The organism is Nitrospirillum karajorum (assembly GCF_036348415.1).
GTDB lineage: Bacteria > Pseudomonadota > Alphaproteobacteria > Azospirillales > Azospirillaceae > Nitrospirillum > Nitrospirillum amazonense_B.
The window spans coordinates 1,009,991-1,036,238 of record NZ_JAZBQB010000002.1 but is presented as its reverse complement, the minus strand read 5'-3'; the positions used below and the strand labels follow the sequence as shown (position 1 = coordinate 1,036,238).

General features: G+C 68.3%; 20 protein-coding genes and 1 pseudogene. 12 read left to right on the top strand and 9 right to left on the bottom strand.

All coding sequences use genetic code 11. The annotated features are described in order from the left end of the window. Positions 1-539 precede the first annotated feature (539 nt). The 6 genes from UCD39_RS12150 to UCD39_RS12125 all read left to right on the top strand — a co-directional run bounded on the left by UCD39_RS12150 (position 540) and on the right by UCD39_RS12125 (position 8,117). On the top strand, positions 540-905 hold the full coding sequence (locus tag UCD39_RS12150; protein ID WP_330496271.1) for a c-type cytochrome: 366 nt from the start codon (positions 540-542) through the stop codon (positions 903-905). 63 nt (positions 906-968) lie between these two features. Continuing rightward, a complete protein-coding gene (locus UCD39_RS12145; RefSeq protein ID WP_330496270.1) occupies positions 969-2,372 on the top strand; it encodes a D-arabinono-1,4-lactone oxidase in 1,404 nt (467 codons plus the stop codon). Next, positions 2,365-3,678: an alanine racemase gene (locus UCD39_RS12140; RefSeq protein WP_330496269.1), complete on the top strand. Its 1,314-nt coding sequence runs from the start codon at positions 2,365-2,367 to the stop codon at positions 3,676-3,678. Before UCD39_RS12145 ends, UCD39_RS12140 begins: the two co-directional genes overlap by 8 nt. Before the next feature lie 147 nt (positions 3,679-3,825). Further along, the gene (locus UCD39_RS12135) at positions 3,826-6,126 is read left to right on the top strand and encodes a TonB-dependent receptor (RefSeq protein ID WP_330496268.1); all 2,301 of its coding nucleotides are present in this window, start codon (positions 3,826-3,828) and stop codon (positions 6,124-6,126) included. A gap of 128 nt (positions 6,127-6,254) precedes the next feature. Continuing rightward, entirely contained in the window at positions 6,255-7,688 is a 1,434-nt protein-coding gene (locus UCD39_RS12130; RefSeq protein ID WP_330496267.1) for a coniferyl aldehyde dehydrogenase, read from the top strand. A gap of 42 nt (positions 7,689-7,730) precedes the next feature. Continuing rightward, on the top strand, positions 7,731-8,117 hold the full coding sequence (locus tag UCD39_RS12125) for a hypothetical protein (RefSeq protein WP_330496266.1): 387 nt from the start codon (positions 7,731-7,733) through the stop codon (positions 8,115-8,117). A 39-nt stretch (positions 8,118-8,156) separates the two neighbouring features. On the opposite strand, the gene UCD39_RS12120 is transcribed toward UCD39_RS12125, so the two are convergent. The 4 genes from UCD39_RS12120 to pcaF all read right to left on the bottom strand — a co-directional run bounded on the left by UCD39_RS12120 (position 8,157) and on the right by pcaF (position 12,154). Then, positions 8,157-9,380 (bottom strand): GGDEF domain-containing protein, encoded by a 1,224-nt coding sequence (locus UCD39_RS12120; protein ID WP_330496545.1) that lies wholly within the window; start codon positions 9,378-9,380, stop codon positions 8,157-8,159. A gap of 178 nt (positions 9,381-9,558) precedes the next feature. Beyond that, a complete protein-coding gene (locus UCD39_RS12115) occupies positions 9,559-10,230 on the bottom strand; it encodes a 3-oxoacid CoA-transferase subunit B (protein WP_330496265.1) in 672 nt (223 codons plus the stop codon). Positions 10,231-10,247: 17 nt separating this feature from the next. After that, the gene (locus UCD39_RS12110) at positions 10,248-10,931 is read right to left on the bottom strand and encodes a 3-oxoacid CoA-transferase subunit A (RefSeq protein WP_330496264.1); all 684 of its coding nucleotides are present in this window, start codon (positions 10,929-10,931) and stop codon (positions 10,248-10,250) included. A 17-nt stretch (positions 10,932-10,948) separates the two neighbouring features. Next, complete coding sequence (gene pcaF, locus UCD39_RS12105; RefSeq protein WP_330496263.1) at positions 10,949-12,154, bottom strand: 3-oxoadipyl-CoA thiolase; 1,206 nt, start codon at positions 12,152-12,154, stop codon at positions 10,949-10,951. Between the two features lie 255 nt (positions 12,155-12,409). On the opposite strand from pcaF, the gene UCD39_RS12100 reads away from it, so the two are divergent. Then, positions 12,410-13,174 (top strand): IclR family transcriptional regulator domain-containing protein, encoded by a 765-nt coding sequence (locus UCD39_RS12100; protein WP_330496262.1) that lies wholly within the window; start codon positions 12,410-12,412, stop codon positions 13,172-13,174. A gap of 3 nt (positions 13,175-13,177) precedes the next feature. Here UCD39_RS12100 and UCD39_RS12095 read toward each other — a convergent pair whose 3' ends face one another. Further along, entirely contained in the window at positions 13,178-15,406 is a 2,229-nt protein-coding gene (locus tag UCD39_RS12095; protein ID WP_330496261.1) for a helicase-related protein, read from the bottom strand. A gap of 89 nt (positions 15,407-15,495) precedes the next feature. Further along, a complete protein-coding gene (locus tag UCD39_RS12090; protein ID WP_330496260.1) occupies positions 15,496-16,263 on the bottom strand; it encodes a substrate-binding periplasmic protein in 768 nt (255 codons plus the stop codon). Positions 16,264-16,453: 190 nt separating this feature from the next. Here UCD39_RS12090 and UCD39_RS12085 point away from each other — a divergent pair, with 190 nt between their 5' ends. Next, positions 16,454-16,678 (top strand): hypothetical protein, encoded by a 225-nt coding sequence (locus tag UCD39_RS12085; RefSeq protein WP_330496259.1) that lies wholly within the window; start codon positions 16,454-16,456, stop codon positions 16,676-16,678. A 102-nt stretch (positions 16,679-16,780) separates the two neighbouring features. On the opposite strand, the gene UCD39_RS12080 is transcribed toward UCD39_RS12085, so the two are convergent. The 3 genes from UCD39_RS12080 to UCD39_RS12070 all read right to left on the bottom strand — a co-directional run bounded on the left by UCD39_RS12080 (position 16,781) and on the right by UCD39_RS12070 (position 22,590). Next, positions 16,781-17,941 carry an efflux RND transporter periplasmic adaptor subunit gene (locus UCD39_RS12080; RefSeq protein ID WP_330496258.1) on the bottom strand — a complete coding sequence of 387 codons (1,161 nt, stop codon included), beginning with the start codon at positions 17,939-17,941 and terminating at the stop codon, positions 16,781-16,783. Positions 17,942-17,960: 19 nt separating this feature from the next. After that, positions 17,961-21,176, bottom strand: a complete 3,216-nt coding sequence (locus UCD39_RS12075) for an efflux RND transporter permease subunit (RefSeq protein WP_330496257.1) — start codon at positions 21,174-21,176, stop codon at positions 17,961-17,963. Between the two features lie 229 nt (positions 21,177-21,405). Next, positions 21,406-22,590: a glycosyltransferase 87 family protein gene (locus UCD39_RS12070; RefSeq protein WP_330496256.1), complete on the bottom strand. Its 1,185-nt coding sequence runs from the start codon at positions 22,588-22,590 to the stop codon at positions 21,406-21,408. Between the two features lie 345 nt (positions 22,591-22,935). Here UCD39_RS12070 and cobU point away from each other — a divergent pair, with 345 nt between their 5' ends. The 4 genes and pseudogenes from cobU (at position 22,936) to bluB (ending at position 26,243) form a co-directional block, all read left to right on the top strand. Then, a complete protein-coding gene (cobU, locus tag UCD39_RS12065; RefSeq protein ID WP_330496255.1) occupies positions 22,936-23,454 on the top strand; it encodes a bifunctional adenosylcobinamide kinase/adenosylcobinamide-phosphate guanylyltransferase in 519 nt (172 codons plus the stop codon). A 20-nt stretch (positions 23,455-23,474) separates the two neighbouring features. Beyond that, positions 23,475-24,104 (top strand): cob(I)yrinic acid a,c-diamide adenosyltransferase, encoded by a 630-nt coding sequence (gene cobO, locus UCD39_RS12060; protein WP_330496254.1) that lies wholly within the window; start codon positions 23,475-23,477, stop codon positions 24,102-24,104. After that, positions 24,104-25,593: pseudogene (locus tag UCD39_RS12055) on the top strand (cobyric acid synthase). The gene cobO and the pseudogene UCD39_RS12055 overlap by 1 nt, the downstream one beginning before the upstream one ends. Next, positions 25,590-26,243, top strand: a complete 654-nt coding sequence (gene bluB, locus UCD39_RS12050; protein WP_330496253.1) for a 5,6-dimethylbenzimidazole synthase — start codon at positions 25,590-25,592, stop codon at positions 26,241-26,243. The pseudogene UCD39_RS12055 and the gene bluB overlap by 4 nt, the downstream one beginning before the upstream one ends. Positions 26,244-26,248 lie beyond the last annotated feature (5 nt).

Below are 26,248 nucleotides of genomic sequence, written 5' to 3'. Positions count from 1 at the left end.
AAGGCAGCGATATTGGCGGACGCGCGGACCCAGAAGTAGAGTCTGCGGCGACGTTGGACGATGTATGGGATAAGGGTCACAGCCCGCGCCTCCGCGTGTATCACATACGTGTGTCACACGGCTTTTTGGCGAAAGGCGAAATCTAGAGCCAAATCAAGCCATTAGGCAAAATTTGGCGTCCCCTACGGGAATCGAACCTGAATTCTCGATTTTGCGTTCCATCACCTTGCCGTGCGCACGGGGTGGTTTCGGTAAATCTCATGGATTTCTAGCTACTTATGCAGCGGCGACGGATTGGTCTGTCACCGAGGTTCTGCTGTCGCCGCCAAACTATGGTGTCATTTGAGGCGAGCTACGGCCCCAATTGGCCAAACTATGGGTGCCGTGACAACGACATCGATTACCCCCTTGCCCTCACCCCAAAGTTTAGTTATCACTAACAGAAGTTAGCGATGACTAACGCCATGCCCGCGATAGACGGAGTGGCGACGGGGAGTTCCATGGGCTGGGGCATCGGGCATTTTCCGAAACGGGCGCGCTTGTCCGCGTCCATCCTGTTGGCGGTGATGGCCGGCGGCTTGTCCGCCTGCGACAAGGCGCCAGCGCCGCCGCCGTCGGCGGAGACGCTGGCGGCATTGCGGCCGGCGGACCCGCGTCTGGCCGGGCTTTATGAGGCCAGCTGCAAGGCCTGCCACGCCAATCCGGACTCCGGCGCCCCGCTGGTAACCTATGCCACGGCCTGGTCGCCGCGCTGGGCCAAGGGGCCAGACGCCCTGCTGAAACACACGCTGGAAGGCTTCAACGGCATGCCGGCGGGCGGCCAATGCTTCTCCTGCACCGCCGACGATTACCAGGCGCTGATCCGCTTCATGGCCGGGCAAACGCCCGCCGCCAAGACCAACTGAACGACCCTTCCCAACGGGCCTTCCCAGAAGGGCCCTATTCCCTAGGGGGAACCGGACCGAACCATGCTGACACGGCGTACCCTGTTTCTGTTGATGGGCGGCACGGCACTGGCCGCCGGTGGCGGCGTGGCGGCCAGCCGCGTGGGCGTGCAGCCGGAACCGCCGGCCCCTCCCAGCGTCGACGCGGGCGGTCACCTGCTGTGGCGCAACTGGTCGGGCATCCAGCACTCCTATCCTGCCAGCCGGGCCGCCCCGGCGGATGAGGGTGAATTGGCCGACCTGGTGCGCAAGGCCCCCGGGCCCATCCGCGCCGTAGGCTCCGGCCATTCCTTCATGCCGTTGGTGCCCACGCCCGGCACGTTGGTGACGCTGGACCGCATCGCCGGGCTGGATGGCCATGACGCGGACGCCCTGACCGCCCATGTCCGCGCTGGCACCCGGCTGGCCGACCTGGGGCCCGCCCTGGCCGCCGTGGGGCAGGAGATGCCCAACCTGCCCGACATCAACAAGCAATCGCTGGCCGGCGCCCTGTCCACCGCCACCCATGGCACGGGCGTCACTCTGAAAGCGCTGCATGGCAACGTCCAGGCCTTCCGCCTGGTGACGGCCGATGGCCAGGTGCTGGAGTGCAGCCCCAGCCAGAACGCCGACCTGTTCGCCGCCGCCAAGGTGGGATTGGGCACCTTCGGTATCCTGACCCGCGTGACGCTGAAGAACAGCCCGGTCCACCGCGTGGAACGGCGGGTGTGGCTGCAACCGGTGGAGCAGACCCTGGCGGAATGGCCCACCCTGCAGGGCCAGCACCGTAATGTGGAGTTCTATTACCTGCCCTTCACCGGCATGACCGCCGTCATCACCCATGATGAGACGGACGCGCCCGCCACCCCCCGGCCGCCCACCCAGGACAACGACGCGGTCATGAGCCTGAAGGCGCTGCGCGACTGGCTGGGCTGGTCCCCCGCCATCCGCCGCCGGGTGGCCAAGCATGTGCTGTCCGGCCTGGAGCCGGAGCGCGTGGTGGCCGAAAGCTGGCAGCTGCTGTCCAACGAACGCCCCATCCGCTTCAACGAGATGGAATTCCACCTGCCGCGCGAGGCGCAGGTGCAGGCCCTGAAGGACGTGATCGAGGCCATAGAGACCCGGCGGCCCGACGTCTTCTTCCCCATCGAGGCGCGGGTGATCGCGCCGGACGATGCCTGGCTGTCGCCCTTCCACGACCGCCCGTCCGGTTCCATCGCCGTCCACGCCTATTACAAGGACGACTATCAATTCCTGTTCGACGTGGTGGAACCCATCCTGCGGCGCCATGGCGGCCGGCCGCATTGGGGCAAGCTGAACACGATGAAGGCCGCCGATTTCATCGCCCTTTATCCCCGCTTCCGCGACGCCATGGATATGCGCCGCCAAGTCGACCCGGAGGGGCGCTTCCTCAACGATTATCTGCGGGGGGTGTTCACCGATGCGTGACGACTATGGACAGCGGCCCAGCCGCCGCCGAGTGTTGGCGGGCGGTGTCGCCGGCGCCGCCGTGGTGGGGGCCGGCGCCCTGGCCTGGCCGGCGGGCGACCATGGCGGTGGGCACGACGCCTATTTCACCGGGCTGTCGGCCGCCCTGACCAAGGCGGGGGTGGCCCAGCCGGTGCTGGTGGTGGACACCACGCGGCTGGACGCCAACATCAAGGCGGTCAGCGATACCCTTGGCAAAGCGGGCAGCCAGGCGGGCGGTCAGCCCAAGGGCCTGCGCATCGTCGTCAAGTCTCTGCCCTGCCACGACCTGATGGACCGGGTGGCGGCGGGATTGAAGACCAAGCGCTACATGGTCTTCAACCAGCCCATGCTGGTGGAGATGGGCGCGCGCCTCCCCGACGCCGACATGCTGATGGGCAAGCCCCTGCCGGTGGCGGCGGCCGCGGCCTATTACGACACGCTGGGCGCGCAGGCGCCGGGGCCGCAATGGCTGATCGACACGCCGGAGCGCCTGGCCCAGTACACGGCCATGGCCAAGGTCCGGGGCGTGGCGCTGTCGGTCAATTTCGAGATCGACGTCGGCCTGCACCGGGGCGGCCTGACCGATCCGCGGGACCTTGCCGCCCTGCTGGCGACCCTGGACCCGGCGGTCACCGCCTGCGGTCTCATGGGCTACGACCCGCATGTCGCCAAGATGCCGGGCATCTTCGACATGCGGGGCAAGGCGCTGGCCCGGGCCAAGGACCTGTACGCCCGGATGGCCGCCGTGCTGCGCGAGAAGGCGCCGCTGAAGGAAGGCCAGGCGCCCTATACCTTCAACACGGCGGGCAGCCCAACCTATGCCCTGCACACTGACGATCCGGTGGCGACGGAGGTGGCCGTGGGCTCCGCCTTCGTGAAGCCCACGGATTTCGACATCGACACCCTGGCCCATCACCAGCCGGCCTGCTTCATCGCCACCCCGGTCCTGAAGGTGGAGGAGCCGGCGCTGATTCCGGGCCTGGAAGGCTTGGCGGGCGTGGCCGCCTTTTTCGACCCCAACACGGCCCGCGCCTTCTTCGTGCAGGGCGGCCACTGGCTGGCCAATCCCGTGTCGCCACCCGGCCTGCAGCTCAGCGGCCTTTACGGCCGGTCCAGCAACCAGGAGCGCTGGTCGGGATCGCGCCGCGTGCCGCTGAAGCCGGACGACTGGGTGTTCCTGCGCCCCTCGCAGAGCGAGGCGGTGCTGCTGCAATTCGGGCCGCTGCTGGCCTATGACGGCGCCGCCATCACCGGGCGATGGCCGGTATTCGAGATGTCCGCCTGATGGCGGCGCCCGGCGATTGAGGGGGCATTTGAGCGGTCACGATCAAATGCCGCGCGGATTAATACCCCCCGGCGGGCACCGGGGCTGAACAAAGAAAAAGTGGGTAGGGCGGTTGCGCAACGACGGAACCAGAACAGGGAGCCAACCATGACGCGAATGGACAAGACGGGCATCGGCCGGGCGGGTATTGGATTCATGCTGCTGTCGGGTGTGGCGCTGGGCGCGCTGCACGGAACCGCCCGGGCGCAGTCGGCCTCGCCGGCCGACACGGACGGGGTGTTGCAGGACATCGTGGTCACGGCGCAGAAGCGGTCGGAGAATTTGCAGGACGTGCCGGTGGCCATCACCGCCCTGACGGCCGAGACGCTGGAGAAGATGGACGTGCGCGATGTGCAGGATCTGCCGGCCCTGACACCGGGCCTGCAGATCAAGACGTCTGACGCCAGCGCCAACCCCAAGGTCTTCATCCGCGGCGTGGGCCTCAACGATTTCAACGCCAATGCCGCGGGCGCCGTCGGCATCTACGCGGATGGCGTCTTTGTCGCCTCTCCCCTGGCGCAACTGGGGCAGTTCTTCGACCTGGAACGGGTGGAGGTGCTGAAGGGTCCCCAGGGGACGCTGTATGGTCGCAACACCACCGGTGGCGCCATCAACATCACCACACGCCAGCCCACCTTTGAGACCACCAGTGACGGCAGCCTGGAATATGGCCGCTTCAACGAGGTGAAGGCGGAGGCCGGCGTGGGTGGCGCCCTCATTCCCGGCAAGCTGGCGATGCGCCTGGCGGGCGTCTACCAGCGCGACGACGGCGACACCTACAACCGCTACACCAACGACTATGTCAACGCCGTGAACCGCTGGGGCGGGCGGGCCAGCCTGCTGTTCACACCCACCGACGATCTCAGCGTCACGGTGCAGTTCCATGGTGGGCAGAACCGGGGCGACAGCCGGTCCTTCCAGTCCCGCCCCCTGATCCCGCAGGACGCCGCCGCCGCCGGCCCCGGGGGCCTGTGCGCGCCCGGCTATTACGCCTCGGGCCTGTGCACCGACGCGCTGGGCTATGCCGACACCGACAACAACCCCTATGCCGGCGCCTATAACGTCAAGGGCAAGGACAAGGTTGACACCTGGGGCGCTTCCGTCAACGTGCGCTGGGACGTGGGCAAGGCCACCCTTTATTCCATCACCGGCTTCGACAGTGCCGAGCGCAGCGATCTTGAGGATACCGACGCCAGCCCCAACAACCTGCTGACCAGCACCTACAAGGCCACGCAGCACGACGTGTCCCAGGAACTGCGGGTGGAGGCGCCGCTGGGCGACAAGTGGCGCGCCGTGGCCGGCGCCTATTTCCTGCATGACTATCTGAACACCTCCAGCCAGTACGACATCCTGCGCGACCTGCGCCCGATGTTCGTCACCGACGACAACCCCACCGGCTTCTCGCTGGAAAACAACGTGGCCACGGTGGGCTATCCCTATACCCAGATCAGCGACAGCTACGCCGCCTTCGGCCAGGTGGACTATCAGCTGACCGATCGGATCACGCTGACCGGCGGTCTGCGCTATTCCAAGGACGACAAGGATTTCCGCTATCGCAGCACGGTGGAGGAGGTGGTGGACGTCTTCAGCTACGCCGCCTCCAAATCTTTCGACAGCGTGTCGGGCCGCGCCTCCGTCCAGGTGAAGCCCACCGACGACGTCATGGTCTATGCCAGCTACAACCGCGGCTATAAGAGCGGCGGCTTCTTCGGCGGCTACACCCGAGACCCGGCCGATCTGGCGCCCTACGCCGATGAGACGCTGGACGCCTATGAGGTCGGCGCCAAGACGGAGCTGTGGAACAAGCGCCTGCGCCTGAACGCCGCCGGCTTCTATTACGACTACAGCAATTTGCAGGTCTTCCAGATCGTCACCCGCGACGGCATCCCGACCCAGACCTTCAACAACGCCGCCAACGCCCGTCTCTATGGCGTGGACGCCGATATCACCGTGGCCCCGCTGAAGGGGCTGGAGATCAGCCTGGGCGGCGAGTACCTCAACAGCGAATACCTCAATTATGTCTCCGAAGGGGAGAGCCTGTCCGGCAACCGCCTGCCTTCCGCCCCGCGCTGGACCCTCAGCGGCCTGGTCAGCTATGACCAGCCGTTGGACGGATCCAACGGCAAGGAGGCTGGCACGCTGAACGCCAGCGTCAACGTCTCCTATCGGTCGCTGGTCTATTTCGACAGCCACAACCTGTCACGGCTCAGCCAGTCCGGCTATTGGCTGACGGACGCGCGGCTGGGCTGGACGGCACCCAACGGCACCATCAGCCTGGGCCTGTGGGTGCGCAACCTGTTCGACCAGACCTACATCATGGATATCAACAACCTGGACAGCTTCGGCCTGGATTCCATCAGCATGGGTTCCCCCCGCCGCTTCGGCGGCTACCTGAGCTGGCATTTTTAGCGTTCCTCAGACGCCGGCAGGCCCGTCCGGGCCTTTGGCTGTCCTCGATTTCCAGTCCGCTGACGCTCCCCGGAAATCTCCGGGGCCGGTCGTCGCCGGCCTGAACCTTTAGTTGGATGGAGAGGGTGATGATGGCGGTGCAGCAGGGCGGCGCGGCTGACCTGGCGGTGGTGGAGCAGGCCTTCAACCGTCTGCGGGCGGCGGCGCGGCAGGATGCCTATCCCTCGGCGGAGCGGCGGCGCGACTGGCTGGCGGCGTTGGAACGGGGCTTGGTCCGCCGCCGCGACGCCCTGGTCCAGGCGGTCGACGCCGACTTCGGCGGCCGGCTGGCGCATGAGACGCTGTTCGCGGAAATCTTCGTCAGCCTGGAGGGCCTGCGCCACGCCCGCCGCCACCTGGCGGGCTGGATGCGGCCCCGCCGCCGGTCCGTGCCGCTGACCCTGGGGCCTGGCCGCGCCCGGGTACAGCCGCAGCCCGTGGGCGTGGTGGGGATCATCGCCCCGTGGAATTATCCCTTGTTCCTGGCGCTGGGCCCGCTGGCCGGGGCGCTGGCCGCCGGCAACCGCGTGCTGCTGAAGCCTTCGGAACTGACGCCCCGCACCACCGCCCTGATCGCCGACCTGGTGGCGGAGGCGGTGGGGCCGGACGTGGCCACCGTGGTGTCCGGCGGGCCGGAGGTGGGGGGCCAGTTCGGCCGCCTGCCCTTCGACCATATCCTGTTCACCGGTTCCACTCGAGTGGGGCGGCTGGTCATGGCGGCGGCGGCGGAGAATTTGACGCCCGTCACCCTGGAACTGGGCGGCAAGTCGCCGGCCCTGGTGCTGCCCGACGCCGACCTGACGTCGGCCGCGACCGACATCGCCTATGGCAAGTTCACCAACGCCGGCCAGACCTGCGTCGCGCCCGATTACGTCCTGGTGCCCCGGGCGCGCGTCCAGGACTTCGTGGCGGCGCTGGCGGTGGCCGTTCCCGGCTATTTCCCGCCGGGGCAAGGGGCCGACCAAGGGGCCAGCGCCATGTCCGCCGTCTTCGGCGCCGCCGGCCGCGCCCGCATGGCCGATCTGGTCGCGGAGGCCAAGGCCCGGGGGGCGGAGGTGCGGGAACTGGGGCCGCCGGTGCCGGGCCTGGCCCTGGGGCCCGCTGTGGTGCTGGACCCGCCCGATGACATCACCCTGCAGCGGGAGGAAATTTTCGGCCCCGTCCTGCCCATCGTGCCCTATGACGACGTCGACCGGGCGATGGACTATGTGCGCGACCGGCCCCGGCCGCTGGCCTTCTATCTGTTCGGCCGCGACCGCGCCCTGATCGACCGGGCGCTCAAGACCATCGCCGCCGGCGGCGTGGTGGTCAACGACACCTTGATCCATGTGGCGGTGGAGGATTTGCCCTTCGGCGGCATCGGGCCCAGCGGCATGGGCCGCTATCACGGCCGCGACGGTTTCGACACCTTCAGCCACCTGAAGGCCGTGTTCGACCGCAAGGGCCCCCGCCTGGACCGCCTGGCCCGCCCGCCGCTGAAACCTTTGCACCGTTGGCTGATCAAGCTGTTGATCGGGGGTTAGGCGGCGCTGGCGCCGGGGCCGCCCGCGCCCTATCTTTCGCGCATGCTGAGACGGCTGCCCCCAACCCGCGCACGGTTCGCCATCGCCCTGCTGGTCCCGTTGCTTGCCACCGCCGCGGCACGCGCCGACGTGTGGGACTACGCGCGCTCGGCCGGGCCCATCATCGGCCAGGCCAAGGCCTGCGGCGCGGCGCCGGCGCGCACGGATCATGCCTCCGACCAGGTGCGGGAGCTGCTGGACCTGACGGCGCCCAATGCGGATGAGCGGCGCAAGGTGGGCGAAATGTTCGATTTCCTGGTCAACACCGCCGTCACCATGCAGAACCAGGCGCCCAACCGTGACGATTGCCCCGAGGCCCTGGTGACGTTCGCCGATCTGGAACGGCGCCTGCCGCTGTGGCGCGAGATGCTGACGCCCCGCAAGCCTTGACGGAAGGCGGCCCCTGGGCCTTTGCCGGCCTTTGGTCCCCTACGCGCCCCAACCGGGGAGGATCAGCGGCTGCACGGGGTGGGAGCTGCCGCGCTCAGGCATGGTGGGCCCCAGGCTCAGCGTCTCCGTCCGGTTGCGGCCCGTGTCCTTGGCCCGATATAGCGCCTGGTCGGCCGTGGTCACCAGGTCGTCCCAGGTCTGCCCGTCCGGACCCAGCGTGGCGACGCCGATGCTGACGGTGCAGCGCACCGGTCCCTGTGGCCGCTCCAGAGTGATGGTCGCCACGCGGCGGCGCACCCGCTCCGCCACCGACCAGGCGTCCTCCAGCCCTGTTTCCGGCAACAGGGCCATGAATTCCTCACCGCCCACGCGGGCCAGCACATCGCTGCGCCGCAGCTCCTCCTCCAGCGTATCCGCCACGGCGACCAGCAGGGCGTCGCCCGTGCCATGGCCCCAGCGGTCGTTGACCGTCTTGAAATGATCAATGTCGATCATCAACAGCGACAGCGCCCGGTGGTGGCGCAGGGCGCGCGACACCTCCATCTCGCCCGCCGCCCACATCACCCGGCGGTTGGCAACGCCGGTCAGCGGATCCTCGCGCGCCTGCTGCATCAGGTCACCATCCAGACGTCGGCTGATCATCCACAGATAGCCATTGGTGACGGTGGTGGTGACGCAGATGACGACCAGGCGGGTCATAACCGTCATGGCCTGGGGTTCCTGCGCCGTGCCGTTCCAGTCGATCACCAGCGCCCAGCCGGCGCGCGCCAGGGCCAGAACCGCCCAGACGGCATAGATGCCGGCGGTCACGGTGGCGGCGGGATGTAGGCTCCGCTCCGCCTGGCGCAGCAGGTGCCAGGCCATGGCCGCCGACAGGGTGGCGAAAAACAGGCTGCCGGCCAGGATGCGTCCCCGGCTTTCCGGCGCGCCCACGGTGAACCACAGGAACATCGCCGCCAGCATCACGCCCACGGCCAAGACCGGCCCGGCCTCGCGCGCCGGCCGGCCCAGGAAGCGGAGCACGCCGACATAGGCCAGGCCATAACCGGCGAAGATCAGGAATTGGCTGGAGAGCAGCCCCAGCCAGGGCGGCAGCCAACCCAACGGGTTGGCCAGCGCCAAGCCTGCGGCCTGGGCGAAGCCGGACACGGCCCAGTAGGTAAGGCCCGCCTGGCGGGGCAGGGACAGTGCCGCCATCAGCAGGCATAGGGCCGCCACGATCTGCAGCAGCGTGTTGACGATCAGCAGGCTGGGGACATCCATGTCCACGCAAGCGCCCTCCCACCCCGGATAGCCGGTCCGGCCAACCAGAGGCCGGACCCGCATCGAGGATAGGAGAGGTGGGATCAACCTACAATGGTACGAAGCTTCCCGTCTGGCCGATCTTCCGGTTAGGTCAAGGGCTTAGGCCGGCCGATTCGTCCTGTTGTTCATATGCTGTTTACGCGTTGGGGTGGCTGGTGGCCGTCAGCGCCAGGCCGGACAAGGCCGCCAGCGCCTCCAGCGTCAGGCCCGGGCACAGCTCGCGCACGGCGAAGCCGTCCGCCGTCACGTCCAGCACCGCCAGGTCGGTATAGACGCGGGTGACGCAGCCCAGGCCCGTCAAGGGATAGGTGCAACGGTGCACCAGCTTGGACTGTCCGTCCTTGGTCAGGTGCTCCATCATCACGAAAACCTGGCGGGCGCCAACGGCCAGGTCCATGGCCCCGCCCACCGCCGGGATGGCGCCGGGCTTGCCGGTGGACCAGTTGGCGATGTCGCCGTTCTCCGCCACCTGGAAGGCGCCCAGGATGGCGATATCCAGGTGCCCGCCCCGCATCATGGCGAAGGACAGGCTGTGGTCGAAGAAGGCGCCGCCGTCCAGCAGCGTCACCGGCTGCTTGCCGGCGTTGATCAGGTCGGGGTCCACGGCGTCGGCGGCGGGCTTGGGTCCCATGCCCAGGATGCCGTTCTCGCTGTGCAGCAGGATTTCCTTGTTGGGCGACAGGTGGTTGGCCACCAGCTCGGGCATGCCGATGCCGATATTGACGACCGCGCCATCCTCGATGTCGTTGGCGATGCGGGCGGCCATCTGGTCGCGGGTCCAGGCGATGTAGCTTGTGGTCTGGGTCATGATCCGGCTCCTTGACCTCAGGCGGCGGCGCGGGCGGACTTGCCCACGGCCACCACGCGGCTGACGAATATCCCGGGCAGGACGATGGTCTCCGGGTCCAGCGTGCCCAACTCCACGATCTCCTCCACCTGCGCCACCGACACCTTGGCCGCGGACGCCATGATGGGGCCGAAGTTGCGCGCGGTCTTGCGGAAGACCATGTTGCCCCAGCGGTCGGCCAGCCGACCCTTGATGAGGGCCACGTCGGCGTGGATGGGGTATTCCAGGACATAGCCCTTGCCGTCGATGACCCGCGTCTCCTTGCCCTCGGCCAGCGGCGTGCCATAGCCGGTGGGGGTGAAGAAGCCGCCGATGCCGGCGCCGGCGGCGCGGATGCGCTCCACCAGGTTGCCCTGGGGCACCAACTCCAGTTCCACCTTGCCGGCGCGGTACAGTTCATCGAAGACGAAGCTGTCGGTCTGGCGGGGGAAGGAGCAGACGACCTTGCGCACCCGGCCCGCCGCCAGCAAGGCGGCCAGGCCGGTGGTGCCGTTGCCGGCGTTGTTGCTGACGATCGTCAGGTCCCGGGACCCCTGCTCGATCAGGGCGTCCACCAGTTCCATGGGCATGCCGGCGTTGCCGAAGCCGCCCACCATGACGGTGGCGCCATCGGCGACATCGGCCAGGGCCTCCAGGGCTGAAGCGTGGACTTTGGATAACATATTGGTATTTCCTTTCCTCAGACCCGTTCGATGATGCTGGCGATGCCCTGGCCCACGCCGATGCACATGGTGCACAGGGCGCGTTTGGCATCCGACCCGGCCAGTTCATGGGCGGCGGTGGCGACCAGGCGGGCACCGGACATGCCCAGGGGATGGCCCAGGGCGATGGCGCCGCCGTTGGGGTTCACCCGCACGTCGTCGTCGGCGATGCCCAACTGGCGCAGCACGGCCAGCCCCTGGCTGGCGAAGGCCTCGTTCAACTCCACCACATCGAGGTCGCTGACGGTCAGGCCCAGGCGGGCCAGCAGCTTTTGCGTCGCCGGGGCCGGGCCGATGCCCATGACGCGCGGCGGCACGCCGGCGGTGGCCGCGCCGACGAAGCGGGCCAGGGGCGTCAGGCCGTATTTGCGCACGCCCTCGGCGGACGCCAGCAGCAGGGCGGCGGCGCCGTCGTTCACGCCGGAGGCGTTGCCGGCGGTCACCGTGCCGTCAGGTTTCACCACGCCCTTCAGCTTGGCCAGCGCCTCCAGCGTCGTGTCGGGGCGGGGGTGCTCATCCACCGACACCACCTTGGGGTCGCCCTTGCGCTGGGGGATGGTGACGGGAACGATCTCCCGCTCGAACCGCCCACGGGCCTGGGCGGCTGCGGCCTTCTGCTGGCTGGCGATGGCGAAGGCGTCCTGGTCGGCGCGAGCGATGCCGAAGTCCTCGGCCACGTTCTCGCCTGTCTCGGGCATGCTGTCGACGCCGTAGGCCGCCTTCATCGCCTTGTTAACGAAACGCCAGCCGATGGTGGTGTCGAAAATCTCCGCCTTGCGGGAAAAGGCGTCCTCCGCCTTGCCCATGACGAAGGGCGCGCGGGACATGCTTTCTACCCCGCCGGCGATCATCAACTCCGCCTCGCCCAGGGCCACGACGCGGGCGGCCATGGCCACCGCGTCCATGCCCGACCCGCACAGCCGGTTGACGGTGGTGCCGCCCAGGCCCACGGGCAGGCCCGCCAGCAGCAGGGCCATGCGGGCCACGTTGCGGTTGTCCTCACCCGCCTGGTTGGCGCAGCCGAAGACGACGTCGCCCACCACGTCCCAGTCCACTGCGGCGTTCCGCGCCATCAGCGCCCGCAGTGGCACGGCCGCCAGATCGTCGGCGCGCACCGACGACAGGGCGCCGCCATAGCGCCCAATGGGGGTGCGGATCGCATCGCAGATGAAGACTTCGGTCATGAACACCCACTCCTTCGTCATCGCGGGGGCAAGGGGCTGACCGGCGTCCTGGTGGCAGTCACCTGGTCGGTGATCGCGCGGGGCGTCTTTTGCCGTTCCCTCCCCGGGGAAGCCATCGGCCGCCTTTTTCCGGCGACCGCATATTTTTGTTCGTCTAGCGTACAAATGTCCGTATAATGAACATCACAATGGACCTGACGCCACGGCCTGTCAACGGCCCGTGGGCGGGGCACCTGCATGGTGGAGGCGCGGCCGATGACCGAGGTGGATGTGGAGACGGGGGACGAGGGGGGCGAATTCGTGCGCGCCCTGGCGCGCGGCCTGTCGGTGATCGAGGCCTTCGGCGCCACCCACACGCCCATGACCCTGACCCAGGTGGCGAAACGGGCGGAGGTGACGCGCGCCACCGCCCGGCGCCTGCTGCACACCCTGTGCGCCCTGGGCTATGTCGCCTTCGATGGCAAGCTGTTCAGCCTGCGGCCCAAGGTGCTGAACCTGGGCCTGGCGTACCTGTCATCCCTGACCCTGACGGGTGTCGCCCAGCCCTTCATGCAGGAACTGGTGGCCCGGGTGCAGGAATCCTGCTCCATCTCCGTGCTGGACGGCACGGACATCGTCTATGTCGCGCGCGTGCCGATGAAGCGCATCATGTCCATCGAGATCAGCATCGGCACCCGCCTGCCGGCGGCCCGCACCTCCATGGGGCGGGTCCTGCTGTCTGCCCTGCCGGATGCCGAGCTGGACGCCATCCTGGCCGCCACCCCGGGCATCGCGGCGGACGCGGTCAAGGCCGCCGTGCGCCAGGCTGGCGGCCAGGGCTGGGCCCTGGTGAACCAGGAGTTGGAGGAGGGCCTGCGCTCCATCGCCGTGCCCATCCGCGGGCGGGGCGGGGCGGTCATCGCCGCCATGAACGTCAGCACCCATGCCTCGCGGGTAAGCGAGGCGCAGCTAAGGCAGGAGTTCCTGCCGGCGCTGCAAAGCACGGCGGAGCAGATTTCACGGGCGCTGAGTTTCGCCTGATCGTTACTTCCGCTTGGGCCCGTAGCGCTTCCTTGGCGCTCCCCTGAAACCGGGCTTGGGCTTGTTGGGCCCTTCGCCGCCGGCGCGGGCGCGGCTGCGCATGGCCAGGACCTGGGCCAGGCGCTCGGCCACGGCGGCGCGGCGTTCGGTGACGGCCTCGCGGTCGGGGAAGTAGGTGGGGAACTTGCGGGTGGCCCAGTAATAGAGGTCGCAGATGCGCGACTGCGCCTCCAGCCCCAGATCGTCCAGGCTGTCGATGCGCTTGCCGGCCACGTTGTCCAGCAGCAGGGGCTGTTCCCGCTCCAGCGCGCGGCAGATGCCGTAGACCAGGTCGGCGTCGGTCTCGCGGTCCAGGTCCGCCGGCATGAACAGCAGGGTCAGGCGGCGGGCGAAGTCCAGGCGCCGGGCGTCCAGGGCCACCGCCATCTTACGCACCGGCGCCAAATCGGCCAGGGCGTAGGGGGAGCCCTTGGTGTCGGCGGCGGCGAAGCAGTCCACCAGCGGCACCAGGCGGTCCGTGCCGACGTAGGTGGCCAGGCGTTCCATCATGGCGCGGGTGGGCCGCAGGGTCAGGGCCAGGGCGGCGTGCACCTTCTCATCCGCCGCCTTGTACATATGGCGCAGGGCGTTGGGGCTGCCGCGCCCGACCACGCCGTATTCCCCCACCTCGAACTTGCCATAGCGGCCGGCGCGACCAGCGATCTGCCGCACCTCCGACCCCGACAGGGGGCGCACCTCATGCCCGTCGAACTTCTCCAGGCTGGTGAACAGCACCCGGCGCACGGGCAGGTTCAGGCCCATGCCGATGGCGTCCGTCGCCACCACCACGTCGGCCTCGCCGGTGGTGAAGCGCTCCGCCTCCCGCCGGCGCACCTCGGGCGCCAGGGCGCCATAGATGACGGCGGCGCTCAAGCCCTTGGCGCGGATCGTTTCGCGGACGGAATGGACCTCGCGCCGGGAAAAGGCGATCAGGGCGTCGCCGGCCTGCACGTCGCTCCACTCCAGCCGGCGGTCGATCAGCTTCAGCGGCGTCTTGCGCTCCAGCTCCACCACCTCCAGGGGCTCGCCCAGATACTGGGCCATGCGCTCGACCACCGGACGGATGTCGGGGGAGCCCAGCAGGAACACCGTTTCCGCCGGCACGCCGACCAGGGCGGCCGACCAGGCCCAGCCACGCTCCGCGTCCGCCAGCATCTGGACCTCGTCGATCACCGCCACGTCCAAACGGCTTTCGGGATCCAGCATCTCGACCGTCGAGGCGGTGATGCGGGCGCCGGGCACGCGGATCTCCTCTTCGCCTGTCACCAGGTTGGCGGCCACGCCCTCCTTGTTCAGGCGGTCCATGATCTCCAGCGCCAGCAGGCGCAAGGGCGCCAGGTAGGCGCCGCTGCGGGCGTCCTTCAGGGCCTGCATGGCGCGGTGGGTCTTGCCGGAATTGGTGGGGCCCACCACCAGCACCAGGCGGCGCGGCATGCTGCGCGCCAGGGGGAACAGGTCCTCATAGCGCTTCAGGTCGAAATGGCTGTCGACGAAGCTGCGGCCGCGGGCGTGGATGCGGTCCTGGGCCCAGCCCGCCACTTCCCGTTCCCAGCGGCGCAGCACCGACGGCGCGTCCGTCAGGTGGTGGGTGGCCCGCCACAGCCGGTCCCGAATCTCGGCCAGGGCGTCGGCGTCGCTCGAAACCTCCGCCTCGATCTCCGTCAAGCGACGGGCCAGGCTGCCTTCGGCGTCGCGCCGACGTCCATTCAGCTTGCCGTCGGTGCTGACCAGATCGACCAGGCCCGCGCCGTCCAGGTCCGACAGCTCCCCCACGGAAAAGGTGCGGTCCACGTTCAGGCGATAGGGATGCGGGAAGCTGGGCAGCCGCACTTCCAGCCGCTGGGTGACGCGCACGCGATCGGGCACGATGGCCGGGGTGATCTCAAATCCCGCCTCGCGCAGCGGCGGGCGGGCGGCGGTCAGCAGGGCGGGGCGGGCCACGGCCTCCGCCGCGCGGCGCTGGATGGTGGCCAGCAGCTCTTCCTGCCGGCCCGCCTCCACCCACACCTGCTCCTTATCGGGCAGCACGAGGGGCAGGGGCACCAAGCCCATGGCCGCCGCCTGCTTGGGGCGCACCAGTCCCAGCTGGGCCAGCGTGGCGCAGCCTTCCTCCGTCGTGGCGATGGCCAGCAACAGGTCGGGGTCCCAGGTGTGGGCTTCGGAATCGGTGGCGGGGGATGTGTCGGGCGTCATCGCAGCGGGAAAGACCGGGCAGGGCAAGAGGTTCCGCCTTTATGGGCCGCCCCGCCGCCGCCGTCCACCCGTCTTGGCCAAAGGCCGGTTCAGGGCATGCTCGCCAGCGCCTTGTCGAACGCGGCGATCACCTCATCGCTCACCGTCGCCGCGCACATGATATGGCCTGCGCCAACGGCGGACAGTTCGGGGAAGTGGGTAATGACGAGATCATTGGGGTTTACACCAGCTGATACCGCCGCCTTCTGGGCATCATCCGGACCTGAAACGATGGTGTAGTCGATGTGGCCGGCCGCAACCATCTTGACCAAGTCAGCGGGGGTGCCGCGGATGGGGCGTACATGGTTCGCTTCCTCGGAAGCCAGGCGATCAAGTTCAGGTCCCTTTGACGCGCCCAACATGTTGCCATAAACCCGGGAAGGGTCCCTGATAAGGCTTTGGAACGTGGGATAAGATCGGATCCAGTCCTCGCCCTTGCGGGTAATCACAAGCCAATCGGCGCCGGGGAATAGTGGGCTGGTGAACTTGAACCGAGCTTCCCGATCCGGTGTTTTGATCACGTTCGGCGTACAGGCTGCGCGACCGTCCTGCAAGTCCGCCAAAATGCGGTTACGGGGAATGGGCCCAAGCCAGCTGATTTCATATCCGGCCAATGAGGCCAGGGTTTCAACCCTGCGGGCGATTGGACCTTTTACTGCCTCGCCATCTGACGTGCCCTGCAGGAAGGGACCTACGTCCGGGTAGAGGAACTGGATGACCGGTTTTTCGCTGGGCTGATCCGTCACCCCGGATAAGGCCGTGCCACTCGCGATAACGCTTAAGAGCAAGCTGCCAATTAAACTCGCGGTGGCGCCCACGGCTCAGGCCCCCAGGTGATGGAAATGGACGATAGGATGGGTCATTTCTGCCTACTCGCCAAGAGACGTTATTACCGGTAGGCAACAATAATATTGCCTAAGACTGTGGCGCCATTTCCCTAATAGCCCAAATCTTAACGGATTAACAATGGCTTGGCGTTTTTGGACCTGTAAACTGTCCTGATGGTAGATGGCCGCGAAGTTGGCACAGTGCTTGCTCACCAAGTTTCCCGCCTGCCGCCGGGATGGTTCCGGACGGCGCTATGATGGGGGAAAAGTGATGTCTTTCAAGAAGATCGCTGCGGCTTGCCTGATCCTCGCTGGTATCGGCATTTATGCCAGCAACCATGTGACTGCTGAGCGTAAGGTCGCGTCCGTTGCGCCGATCGAGTGCAACGGCTGCGAGCCCTGGTAAACGTCCGCTTCACTGTGATGCCTGGCACCGGCACTATCCGGTGCCATAGAAAACGGCCGCCCCCAGGGCGGCCGTTTGCTTATCCGATGCCAGGGGCGGGGCCTATTTGGCGCCCGCGTCCTTGGGCGCGTCTTCCGCCACCGTCACGGCGTCGCCGTCGTTCAGCATGGTGTTGGGGTTCAGCACCACGCGGTCCTTGTCGCTGACACCGCCCACCACCTCGACCGTGGTGTTGAATTCGCGGCCCAGGGTCACGGCGTGGAAGCGCACCTTGCCCTCGCCATCGACCACGGCGACGCGCTTGCCGTCCGGCCGGGTCACGATGGTGTTCACCGGCAGGGCCAGGACCTGGGCGCCGGCCTGGGGAAAGCGGGCGTTGCCGCGCATGCCCGCCGGAATGGTCAGCTCGGGATTGGGCAGGTCCGCCTCGACCCGCATGGTGCCGCTGGTGCTGTCCACCGCGTGGGAAATGCGCACCACCTTGGCGGGGAAGGTGCGGCCCGGGAACTCCACGAAGCTGGCGTCCACCGGGGTGCCCACCGCCACGGCGGGCACCTGGCCCTGGGGCACGTCGATCACCAGGCGCAGGTGATCCTGGCGCGACACCTGGTACAGCGCCTTGCCGCTGCTGGCGTCGGCCACCACCAGATCGCCCTGTTCCACCAGGCGCTGGGTGATGATGCCGTCGATGGCCGTCGTCACCGTCTTGTAGGCGGTCAGCTGTTCCAGCCGCTTGACGTTGGCGATCGCGGACTCCAGGTCGGCCTGGGCGGCGTTCAGGGCGGACTCGCGGGTGTCATAGGTCTCCCGCGTCACCCAACCGTCGCCCAGCAGGGATTTCGACCGGCCGTAGTTGGACTTGGCCAGCGCCAGGTTGGCTTCCGCCTGATGCTGCGCCGCGCGCGCCTGCATCAACTGCTGGTCCTGGTCGGGCGCCTCGATCACGGCCAGGGTTTGGCCCGCCTTGACCATGTCGCCGATATCCACCAGGCGCTTGCCGATATAGCCGGAGACGCGGGCGTACACGGTATACTCGGTCAGGGCCTGGGTCTGGGCCGGCAACAGCAGGCCATCCGATGACTTCACCGGCTTGGGGTTGGTGGTCTTCACCTGCAACGGCGCCTGGGGGCGCGCTTCCGGCGGCGCCTTGGTGCCGCTGGCCAAGTGCGGGGCCGACACCATGCCGATGGCGGCCAGGGCCACGACGGCGGTGCCCAGCATCCAGGTCCGGCGGCGGGTGGTGGTCTTAGGGGCGGCGCTCATCATCATCAAACTCCTAAAATCACTCGGCGGCCGAGCCGGCGGGCATGGGGTGGGCGGCGACCACGGCGTGGCGCCGGCGGTGCAGCAGGACATACAATGCTGGAACCGCCAGCAGCGTCATGGGCGTGGAGAACAGCAGGCCGCCCATCACCGCGCGGGCCAGGGGGGCGTTCTGCTCCCCACCTTCGCTCAGCGCCAGGGCCATGGGGATCATGCCCAGCACCATGGCCAGCGCCGTCATCATGACAGGACGCAGGCGGGCGCCGCCGGCCTCCGCCATGGCATCCACGGGTGTCAGTCCCTGCTCACGCCGCTGGTTGGCGAAGGACACCATCAGCACGCTGTTGGCGGTGGCGACGCCGATGACCATGATCATGCCCATCAGCGCGGGCTCGCTGAACGTGGTGCCGGTCAGCAGCAGCATGACGGCGCCGCCCAGGATGGCGGCCGGGGTGGCCCCCAGCACGATCAGCGGGTCCAGCCAGGATTGGAAGTTCACCACCATCAGCATGTAGACGAACACCACGGCCAGGGCCATGCCGGTGGCGATGTCGCCGTAGGCCTGCTGCATGGTCTTGATCTGGCCGCCCATCTCGATGCGGTTGCCGGGCTTCAACTGGGGACGCACGGCGTCGATGGCGGCCGTGATGTCGCGGCCGACGGACCCCAGGTCCCGGCCCGAAACGTTGGCGATGACGTCATAGCGCGGCGAGAAGGAGGTGCGGCTGATGTCCGCGGCCACCTTGGTCGGCACCAGCTTGGCCACGTTGCGCAGCAGGACCGGGGTCGACAGGCGGGTGGAGTGGATGGGGGTGTTCAGCAGGTCTTCCGGCGAGCTGATCAGGCGCTGGGGCGACTGCACCACCACCGGGTAGATCACCAGCGAGTTGACGTCCATCCAATAGCTGGGATTGACCACGCCGGAGGACGCCAGCGACACCAGCACCTCCTGCGCCACGTCGTTCTGGGTCAGGCCCAGTTCGGCGGCCCGGGCGCGATCCACCTCGATGCGATAGCCGGGGGTGGCGGTCACCTGGCGCAGGGTCACGTCCACCAGGCCGGGAATGTTCTTCAGGCGCTGGCGCAAATCGTCGGCGATCAGGGCGTTGGGGCCCCGCGCCGTGCCGATGATGCGGATGTCGATGGGGGTGGGGACGGCGCCGTTCAGGATCTGGCTGGTGATGTCGCCCGGCTTCTGGAAAATCTCCACGCCGGGGAAATCCTTGGCCACCATGGCGCGGATCTGCTCGACATACTCATGGGTAGGACGCGACCGCTTGTCGGTCAGGGCGCCCAGGATTTCACCGTCGGCGGAACTGACGGTGACGCTGTCGGTCAGGCCCAGGTTCACGGGGTCGGGCAGGCCGATGTTGTCGATGATCAGGCCCAGCTCCTCGGGCGGGATGATCTTGCGGATCTCCCGCTCGATGGCGCCGAACTGGCGCGACGCCTCCTCCAACCGGGTGCCGGCGGGGGTGCGGACGTGCAGGCGGAACTGCCCCGCGTCGACCTCGGGGAAGAAGTTCATGCCGACGAAGGGGATGGTGGCGCCGGCGCAGGCCAGCAGGACCACGGCGAAACCGACGACTGCCCAGGGCCGCGACAGGCCGCCGCCCAGCACCCGCAGATAGCGCTGGCGCAAATGTTCGAAGCCGCGCTCGAACCCGGCATGGAAGCGGGACCAGGCGCCCGCGACGCCCGTGGCGGGCCGCGCGGGGCCCTGATGATCCTCCTCGCCATGGCCGTGGCCGCGCAGTTCCGCCGGCAGCATCCAGGCGGCCATGGCGGGCACCAGGGTCCGCGACAGCACGTAGCTCATCAGCATCGAGGAGATGACCGCCAACGCCAGTGGCGAGAACAGGTACTTGGCGATGCCATGCAGGAAGAAGATGGGCACGAACACGATGCAGATGCACAGCGTGGACACCAGCGCCGGGAAGGCCACCTCGTCCGAGCCTTCCAGGATGGCCTGGCGCAGGGGCTTGCCCATGCCGATGTGGCGATGGATGTTCTCGATGGCCACGGTGCCGTCGTCCACCAGGATGCCGATGGCCAGCGCCAGGCCGCCCAGGGTCATGACGTTCAGGGTGTGGCCCGCCATCGACAGCACGGTCACCGCCGTCAGGATGGACAGCGGGATGGAGGTCAGAACGATGGCCGTGCTGCGCCAGCCGCCCAGGAAAAGCAGGATCAGGATGGCCACCAGCGCGCCGACGATCAGGCCCTCGTGCTGGATGCCCTCCATGGCGTGCTTGATGAAGGTGGTCTGGTCGAACAGGGGTTCGATGCGCATGCCGGCCGGGGCCGCCTTGCGGATGTCCGGCAGGCGGCGCATGACCTCGTCCACCACCGCCAGGGTGCTGGCGCCGCCCAGCTTCATGATGGTCAGCAGCACGGCGGGCTGGCCATCGGCGTGCACCACGTTGGTCTGCACGGCGGCGCCGTCGCGCACGTTGGCCACGTCGCGCATGAACACGGTGCGGCCGTTCACGTCGCGCAGGGGGATGTCGTTGAAGGTGTCGACGGCTATGGGCGAGCTGTTCAGACCCACCTGGTACTCGGTGTCCCCGATCTTGGCGGTGCCGGAGGGCAGGTTCAGGTTCTGGGCGGAGATGGCCTTGTTGACGTCGTTGGGCGTCAGGCCATAGCTGCGCAGCTTGTCCGGGTTGATGTCGACCATGATTTGGCGCGCGTTGCCGCCATAGGGCAGCGGCAGGCGCAGGCCGGGGATGTCGCTGATCTGTGAGCGGATGGTGATGCGGCCGTAATCGTACAACTGCGCCTCCGACATGGTGTCGGATGACAGCGCCAGCTGCAGGATCGGCACGGAAGAGCGGCTGTACTGCACGATCAGCGGCGGCTGCGTGCCGGTCGGCATGCGCTTCAGGATGGTCTGCGAGATGGCCGAGATCTGGGAGATGGCCAGGTCGATGTTCACGCCCGGCTGGAACGTGGTGCGGATGATGCCCACGCCGTTGGACGTTTCGGATTCCACCTCCGCCACGTTGTCGGCGGTGTTGATGATGGCCAGTTCACCAAAGGCGGTGATCTTGCCGGTCATCTCCTGCGCGTCCAGGCCCGAATAGCTCCACACCACGGTGACCGTGGGGATTTCCACCTCCGGGAAGATGTCCGTGGGCATCTTGAACAGGCTCAGCACGCCCAGCAGCGTGATCAGGCCGGCCAGCACGGCGAAACTGTAGGGGCGCCTCAGGGCGTAGGCGACAATCCACATGGGGAGGGGGCTCCGGCAACGCGATGCGAAAAAGTGCAACGCCACGCCCAGGGGCCAGGGTCGCCCCCCGCCCGGCACAGCCCGAAATAATTAACGCGCTTAAAGGATCAGGGGAACCTACTTCGATACGCAGCGGTTCGAATTTAGGCATGCCTATACAAATTGCCGCTCTTCCATGCTCACTGTGGCCGGCGTCACTGCAATTTTCCAGAAGGGAGTATAGGGCGGATCAGCTTTGGGTGGCCAGTGTCTCCCCAGCGGTATCGCTGTCGGTGGGCGTCGGGTCGGTCAGCGACGGCACCCAGCGGACAACCACATACAAACCAAATCCGCAGGCCAGCAGCGGCTTGAACCAGGTGGTCGTGGCCAGGTGCAGGTCCCGCGTCCACACATGGGTGGTCAGGGCGAAGCACAGCAGTACCAGCATCCAGCCCAGGGTGCGGTTGCGCCGGATGTGGAATTCCCAACCGGCGAAGGCCCCGGCGACCAGTGCCATGTCGCCGAAATGGCCCAGCACGGTGCGGGGATTGAACAGCAGCAGATACGTCACGATCAGGGCCGCCACCGTGGCACCCGCGCGCGGCGCGGGCAGGCGGCTGACCGTACCGCGCGCCAGCACCAGGACGGCCACGCCGGCCAGGGCGCGGATGGCGGTCTGCACGGTCAGGTCCAGCGGCAGGCCCAGGGTGGCCAGGCCGTTGGCGAAATCATGCCAGACGCCGCCGCCGGGGTTGGCGCTGCTCATGGTCTTGCGCACCAGTTGGCCATATTCGCCCAGGGCGTACCCGGGGTTCCAGTGCGCCAGCGGCAGAACCAGCGCCGCCGCCAGCCATAGCGCCAGATGAAGGCGCAGCGCCGGCCACAGGGCGAAGGCCAGCAGAACCAACGCCAGGGCCTGGGGCTTGAAGGCGCCGGCCAGCACCAGCAGGAAGGCGGCACGGCGCCAATGGCCTTCGGCGATATCGGCCAGCCCGCCCAGCATCAGGCCCAACATCAGGAATTCCGTCTGGGCGCCGCGCAGGTCGACCACCCCGATGGGCAGCGCCGCCAGCAGCGCGACACCGAACACCCGCTGCCAATCCGCCGGCGCCAGAAGGCGGCACAGCCGCGCCACGCCCCACCAGCAGACGGCCAGCAGGCTCAGGCGCCACAGCGCGTCCCCCAGCAGTGGGGGCAGGTAGGCCCAGGGTGTGAACAGGACGGCGCTGGACGGCAGGTAGAGGAAGCCGTTGATGCCGTCCTCGTAAATTTCTGTTCCGCGCCACCAGGCCCAGGTGGCCTCGGCATAGATATGGAATTCCGAAACGAAGCGTCCGCTTATGACCTGCGCTTCGATCGCCACCAGGGCGATGGCCCACAGGGCAAGGCCAATCGCCAGCGGGCGGGCAAGGGGGGAAGCGGGCGGGCGGGACATGGTCAGGCTAGACCTATTTCATAGGTAATAGGCAGTATGGCCTAACAGGTACCACCTTAGAGCCCAAGTTCAAGGCCAAACCTGGCTGCTTACATATTTGTGATAAAATGTCGCAATTCCCCGCCATGCTGGGTGGCGGCGGGTCGCCGTAAGGTTGCCGTGGTCGGCGCCTTCACGGGCCCATATCGCGGTCGGGGGAGGGGAACGCCCGCGCCGGGCGTTTCGCGACCCGCGACTCCAGGCCAACGCCCCGGTCTTCCTTCAACACTCGACAGACGCGCGCGTTCGCGCTCTTTTGCCCGTCACGACGGTCGTGGGTGCCACTTGGCGGGAAGAGGTGGGAACGTGGAGTACGAGGCCATACCGGGCGTGACCCTGGTTCTGGGGGGCGCCCGCTCCGGTAAAAGCCGCTTCGCCGAGGGGCTGGTCACCCGCCTGCCCGGTCCCTGGACCTATGTCGCCACCGCTCAGGCCTGGGATGATGAGATGCGGGACCGCATCCGCCAGCATCAGGCCGACCGTGCGCCCGGCTGGACGACGGTGGAGGCGCCGCTGGACCTGGCTGACGCCCTGTCGCGCCATGGCAACGGACCGCTACTGGTGGATTGCCTGACCCTATGGCTGACCAACGTCATGCTGGCCGACCGCGATGTGCCGGCGGCGTTCGCGGCGCTGGAGGACGCGCTGGCCGCCTGCACCGGGCCCATCGTGCTGGTGGGCAACGAGGTGGGCCTGGGCATCGTGCCCGACAACGCCCTGGCCCGGGCCTTCCGCGACCATGCCGGCCGCCTGCATCAGCGATTGGCGGTCCTGGCATCGCAGGTCTTTCTCACGGTGGCGGGGCTGCCACTGAAAGTGAAATAAGTTCGCAGAGGGAGGACAGCATGACCGAGACGCCCGAACAGCCCCTATCCGATGAGGACGCCGCGCGCCATCGTGAGAAGATGCGCAAGCGCAAGGCGGTGCAGGATGCGCGCGTGGCCCAGGCGACGCAGGAAAAGGGCCTGCTGATGGTCCATACCGGCCCCGGCAAGGGCAAGACCACGGCGGCGCTGGGCATGATGCTCCGCACCGCCGGCTATGGCTTGCGCGTTGGCTTCATCCAGTTCGTGAAGGGCAATTGGGCGACGGGGGAGCAGGCGGCGCTGGCGCGCTTCGCCGACCTGATCGACCACCATGTGATGGGGGAGGGCTTCACCTGGGATACCCAGGACAAGGCGCGCGACATCGCCGCCGCGTCCCGCGCCTGGGACCTGGGCCGGCGCATGCTGGCCGATCCCCAGTACCATCTGGTGGTGCTGGATGAGATCAACATCGTCCTGCGCTATGGCTATCTGGACGTGGCCGAGGTTCTCGCGGGGTTGAACGCCCGTCTGCCCGACACCCACGTCCTGCTCACCGGCCGCAACGCCAAGCCGGAAATCATCGAGGCCGCCGACCTGGTGACGGAGTTCCAGGCGGTGAAGCACCCCTTCCAGGCCGGCATCAAGGCGCAGCGCGGGATCGACTTCTGATGGCGGACGCAGCATCGGGCGCCCGCGCGCTGATGATCCAGGGAACCGGGTCTGACGTCGGCAAGTCGCTGCTGGTGGCGGCGCTGGCGCGGGCGTACAGCCGGCGTGGCCTGCGCGTGCGGCCCTTCAAGCCGCAGAATATGTCCAACAACGCTGCCGTCACCCCGGACGGGGGGAGATTGGGCGGGCCCAGGCGCTTCAGGCCCGCGCCTGCGGCGTGCCGCCGTCGGTCGACATGAACCCGGTGCTGCTGAAGCCCCAGACGGATGTGGGCGCGCAACTGGTGCTGCGGGGCCGGGTGATCGGTACTGCCGGCGCCGCCAGTTATCAGCGCCGCAAGGGGGAGTTGCTGCCCGCTGTGCTGGAGAGTTTCCACCGCCTGCGCGGCCAGTGCGACCTGGTGGTGGTGGAGGGGGCGGGCAGCCCGGCCGAAACCAACCTGCGCGCGGGCGACATCGCCAACATGGGCTTCGCCCGCGCCGCCGGCGTTCCCGTTGTGCTGGCCGGCGACATCGATCGCGGCGGCGTCATCGCCAGCCTGGTGGGCACCCATCGTGTCCTGGATGCCGACGACCGCGCCCAGATCCGGGGATTCCTGATCAACAAGTTCCGGGGGGATATGCGCCTGTTCGACAAGGGCGTGACGGAGATCGAGGCGCGCACCCACTGGCCCTGCTTCGGCGTCATGCCGCACCAGCCGGCGGCGGCCCGCCTGCCGGCCGAGGACGGCATGGACCTGGCGCGCTGGGCCCGGCGGCTGTCCGGCGGGGCGTTGCGCATCGCCGTGCCCATGCTGTCGCGCATCGCCAACTTCGACGACCTCGACCCCCTGCGGCTGGAACCGGGTGTGACGGTGGAGATGGTGCCGCCCGGCCGGCCCCTGCCGGGCGACGCCCACGGCGTCATCCTGCCCGGTTCCAAGGCCACGCTGGCCGACCTCGCCTTTTTCCGCGCCCAGGGCTGGGACATCGACCTGGCCGGCCATATCCGGCGCGGTGGCTGGGTCTTGGGCCTGTGCGGTGGCTATCAGATGCTGGGCCGCTCCTTGGCCGACCCCGATGGCATCGAGGGGCCGCCGGGCGCCGCCCCCGGCCTGGGCTACCTGGATGTGGAAACGGTGCTGGCGCCGGCCAAGACGCTGCGCGCCGTGACGGGGCGGGACGCCGCCACCGGCGCGGCGCTGACCGGCTATGAAATGCACCTGGGCGTGACCCGGGGCCCGGACCGCGCCCGGCCGCTGTTGCACCTGGATACCGATGGCGGTGATTGGGTGGCGGAGGGGGCGGTCAGCCTGGACGGGCGCATCGCCGGCACCTATGTCCACGGCCTGTTCGGGCACGACGACCAGCGGGCCGCTTGGCTCCGGCGATGGAACGCGGCCCCCGGCCTGGACAGTTATGATGGTACGGTGGAGGCGGCGTTGGATGAGCTGGCCGAGGCCGCCGAACGCCACCTGGATCTCGACGCGCTATGGGCCATCAGCCGATGAACGCACCCGACAAGCCTTGCCCCGACTTCGACGCCGATTTTCGGGGTCATTTCCGTGACCTGCTGGTGTGGCGGCGCGATGTGCGGCGCTTCCGCACCGATCCGCTGCCCGATGGCTTGCTGGAACGCCTGCTGGACTTGGCCTGTCTGGCCCCGTCCGTGGGGCTCAGCCAGCCCTGGCGCTTCGTCCGGGTGGATGATCCCGCCCGCCGTGACGCCGTCCGGGCGGAGTTCGAGCGCTGCAACGCCGAGGCGCTGGCCGCCCAGGCGCAGGATCGCGCCCACCTGTACGCCAGCCTCAAGCTGGCCGGCCTGCGCGAGGCGCCGTGCCACCTGGCTGTGTTCGTCGACCCGGACCCGGGACAGGGCGCGGGCCTGGGGCGCCGCACCATGCCGGAGACCCTGGCCTATTCCGCCGTCGCGGCCATCCAGACCCTGTGGCTGGCGGCACGGACGGAGGGGGTGGGCCTGGGGTGGGTCTCGATCCTGCGGCCGGAGGTGATGAACGGTCTGCTGGAGGTGCCGCAGGGATGGCGGCTGGTGGGCTATCTCTGCATCGGCTATCCCGCCGAGCCCGACGATGTGCCCGAACTGGAACGCGCCCACTGGGAACACCGGCACCCGCTGTCCGAGGTGCTGTTCCAAAGATGAGGGCT

What these genes read in the sequence shown, in the direction of transcription:
- UCD39_RS12145 (WP_330496270.1), top strand. Translation starts at nt 969, where the DNA reads ATGCTGACACGGCGTACCCTGTTTCTGTTGATGGGCGGCACGGCACTG.
- UCD39_RS12140 (WP_330496269.1), top strand. Translation starts at nt 2,365, where the DNA reads ATGCGTGACGACTATGGACAGCGGCCCAGCCGCCGCCGAGTGTTGGCG.
- UCD39_RS12135 (WP_330496268.1), top strand. Translation starts at nt 3,826, where the DNA reads ATGACGCGAATGGACAAGACGGGCATCGGCCGGGCGGGTATTGGATTC.
- UCD39_RS12130 (WP_330496267.1), top strand. Translation starts at nt 6,255, where the DNA reads ATGATGGCGGTGCAGCAGGGCGGCGCGGCTGACCTGGCGGTGGTGGAG.
- UCD39_RS12125 (WP_330496266.1), top strand. Translation starts at nt 7,731, where the DNA reads ATGCTGAGACGGCTGCCCCCAACCCGCGCACGGTTCGCCATCGCCCTG.
- UCD39_RS12120 (WP_330496545.1), bottom strand. Translation starts at nt 9,380, where the DNA reads ATGGATGTCCCCAGCCTGCTGATCGTCAACACGCTGCTGCAGATCGTG.
- UCD39_RS12115 (WP_330496265.1), bottom strand. Translation starts at nt 10,230, where the DNA reads ATGACCCAGACCACAAGCTACATCGCCTGGACCCGCGACCAGATGGCC.
- UCD39_RS12110 (WP_330496264.1), bottom strand. Translation starts at nt 10,931, where the DNA reads ATGTTATCCAAAGTCCACGCTTCAGCCCTGGAGGCCCTGGCCGATGTC.
- pcaF (WP_330496263.1), bottom strand. Translation starts at nt 12,154, where the DNA reads ATGACCGAAGTCTTCATCTGCGATGCGATCCGCACCCCCATTGGGCGC.
- UCD39_RS12100 (WP_330496262.1), top strand. Translation starts at nt 12,410, where the DNA reads ATGACCGAGGTGGATGTGGAGACGGGGGACGAGGGGGGCGAATTCGTG.
- UCD39_RS12095 (WP_330496261.1), bottom strand. Translation starts at nt 15,406, where the DNA reads ATGACGCCCGACACATCCCCCGCCACCGATTCCGAAGCCCACACCTGG.
- UCD39_RS12085 (WP_330496259.1), top strand. Translation starts at nt 16,454, where the DNA reads ATGGCCGCGAAGTTGGCACAGTGCTTGCTCACCAAGTTTCCCGCCTGC.
- UCD39_RS12080 (WP_330496258.1), bottom strand. Translation starts at nt 17,941, where the DNA reads ATGAGCGCCGCCCCTAAGACCACCACCCGCCGCCGGACCTGGATGCTG.
- UCD39_RS12075 (WP_330496257.1), bottom strand. Translation starts at nt 21,176, where the DNA reads ATGTGGATTGTCGCCTACGCCCTGAGGCGCCCCTACAGTTTCGCCGTG.
- UCD39_RS12070 (WP_330496256.1), bottom strand. Translation starts at nt 22,590, where the DNA reads ATGTCCCGCCCGCCCGCTTCCCCCCTTGCCCGCCCGCTGGCGATTGGC.
- cobO (WP_330496254.1), top strand. Translation starts at nt 23,475, where the DNA reads ATGACCGAGACGCCCGAACAGCCCCTATCCGATGAGGACGCCGCGCGC.
- bluB (WP_330496253.1), top strand. Translation starts at nt 25,590, where the DNA reads ATGAACGCACCCGACAAGCCTTGCCCCGACTTCGACGCCGATTTTCGG.